We start from the raw sequence: 2,257 nt of genomic DNA on the forward strand, positions 1-2,257 counted from the left end.
CCACTTTTGTAAGTGGGAAGTTTAAGTTAAAATACGTAATTAGGTTTAATAATTAGTGGAGGAATTTCATTGTTAGAAAAAACATTTTACAAAATGATGCTCAGTAAGTCCTTCCCTTTTCCCGTTAAAGTAACTTATTGGGACGGTAAAAGCGAAGTATATGGTAACGGTACTCCAGAAATTGAAATAGTTTTCAATGAAAAAATTCCAATGGGCGACATTACAAGAAATGCTTCCCTAGCACTTGGTGAAGCATACATGGACAAGAAAATTGAAATCCATGGCAGCATTCAAAAATTAATTGACGGCGTATACGAAAGTGCCGACAGTTTCATGCGTTCATCCAAATTCCGTAAATTCTTGCCTAAAACTAAACATACTGAAAAGCAAAGTGAAGAGGACGTTCAAAGTCACTATGATATTGGTAATGATTTCTACGAACAATGGCTTGACCCAACTTTGACTTATTCATGTGCTTACTTTACGGACGATAATAAAGCTGATCTTGAACAAGCTCAGATCGCCAAGGTACATCACATTTTAAACAAGTTACACCCACAAAAAGGAAAGACTTTACTTGATATTGGTTGTGGCTGGGGTACTTTGATGCTCACTGCAGCTAAAGAATATGGTCTTAAAGTTACCGGTGTTACTTTGAGTGAAGAACAATACAAGTTAGTTCAAAAGAAGATTTATGCCGAAAACTTGCAAGATGTTGCCGAAGTTAAACTTGAAGATTATCGTAAATTAGGTGATCAACAATGGGATTACGTCACTTCAGTTGGTATGTTTGAACACGTTGGTTCTGAAAACTTGGGTGAATACTTCAATGATGTAGCTAAATACTTAAAGAACGATGGTGTAGCCTTAATCCATGGTATTACTCGTCAACAAGGCGGTGCCACTAATGCTTGGATTAACAAATACATCTTCCCAGGTGGTTACATTCCAGGTTTAGTTGAAATTATTTCTAGAATTGAAGAAGCTCACTTGCAAATTAGTGACGTTGAAATGCTCCGTCGTCACTACCAAAGGACTTTGGAAATTTGGGACAAGAACTTTAACAATGCTCGTCCTGAAATTGAAAAGAAGATGGGCGAAAGATTCTGCAGAATGTGGGATATGTACCTTCAAGCATGTGCTGCCAGCTTTGAATCAGGCAACATTGATGTTGTACAATATCTTTTAACTAAGGGTCTATCTGGTAAGAACTTGCCAATGACCCGTGATTACATGCTTAATAATAAATAAGTGCAAACCAAAAATGACTACTGGAAAATGACTACTGGAAAAATCCAGTAGTCATTTTTATTTTGTCTAAATTACCAAATAGTAATTCTATCTTCAGGATCAAGCCACATGCCATCATCAGGCTTAACATCAAATGCAGTGTAGAAATCGTCTTGACATTGAACTGGGATATTTACACGAGTTGGTTGTGGTGCATGAACGTCAACTTGCACTTCAGTTTTAATTGCTTCTGGACGTTGCTTTTGCATCCAGCTTCTTGCATAATTTTCAAACAAGTCTTTCAAATCAACATTGTCGTTCTTACCAGCTTGAACAGCACAAGCAAGCCCTGCCAAGTCAGCAATATTTTCTCCTACTACTTGCTTACCGTTAATCTTAGCTGGACCGTATTGCAAGCCATCAAAAATATCAACCATTTGGCCAACCCGCTTATTGAATTCAGCGAAGTCTTCATCAGTCCACCAGTTATTCATATTTCCGTGTTCATCAAATTTAGCACCACTATTATCAAAGGCATGAGAAACTTCATGACCAATAGTTGCACCAATACCACCGTAATTTGCACCACGGGATTGATGAATATCATAAAATGGCGCTTGCAAAATACCAGCTGGGAAAGTTAAATCATTTCTTTGTGGATCATAACAAGCATTGTTCAAGTTTCCTGGCATGAGCCATACTGAGCGATCTACTGGCTGAGTTAATTTATCGAGCATATACTTGGTGCGTACCGTTGCCATTTGAGCTTCATTTTCATAAAGACTCCTTTCTGGGTCAATTTGCAAAAGATCATAAATCTTTTCGATTTTTTCTGGATAACCAATCTTAAGTACTAAAGCTCTTAATTTAATAATTGCCTTTTTCTTAGTATCTTCAGATAACCAATTATTATCATTGATTCTTTGCTCATATACTTTAAGCATATTGTGAATCATATCTTCGACATCGTGTTTAGCTTCTTCACCAAAATATTTCTTACGCCGATTGTAAAATTAAACTGAACACT

Annotated in this window: 1 protein-coding gene and 1 pseudogene; one reads left to right on the forward strand and one right to left on the reverse strand. The window is 36.8% G+C overall.

Annotated elements, in window-relative coordinates; genetic code table 11:
• The first annotated feature begins 69 nt into the window (after positions 1–69).
• The gene (locus HMPREF3168_RS07015; protein ID WP_003615581.1) at positions 70–1,251 is read left to right on the forward strand and encodes an SAM-dependent methyltransferase; all 1,182 of its coding nucleotides are present in this window, start codon (positions 70–72) and stop codon (positions 1,249–1,251) included.
• Between the two features lie 71 nt (positions 1,252–1,322).
• Here HMPREF3168_RS07015 and HMPREF3168_RS07020 read toward each other — a convergent pair.
• Positions 1,323–2,228, reverse strand: a pseudogene (locus HMPREF3168_RS07020) (M13-type metalloendopeptidase); the annotation flags it as partial.
• Positions 2,229–2,257 lie beyond the last annotated feature (29 nt).

It is taken from the genome of Lactobacillus sp. HMSC08B12 (assembly GCF_001808415.1).
GTDB lineage: Bacteria > Bacillota > Bacilli > Lactobacillales > Lactobacillaceae > Lactobacillus > Lactobacillus delbrueckii.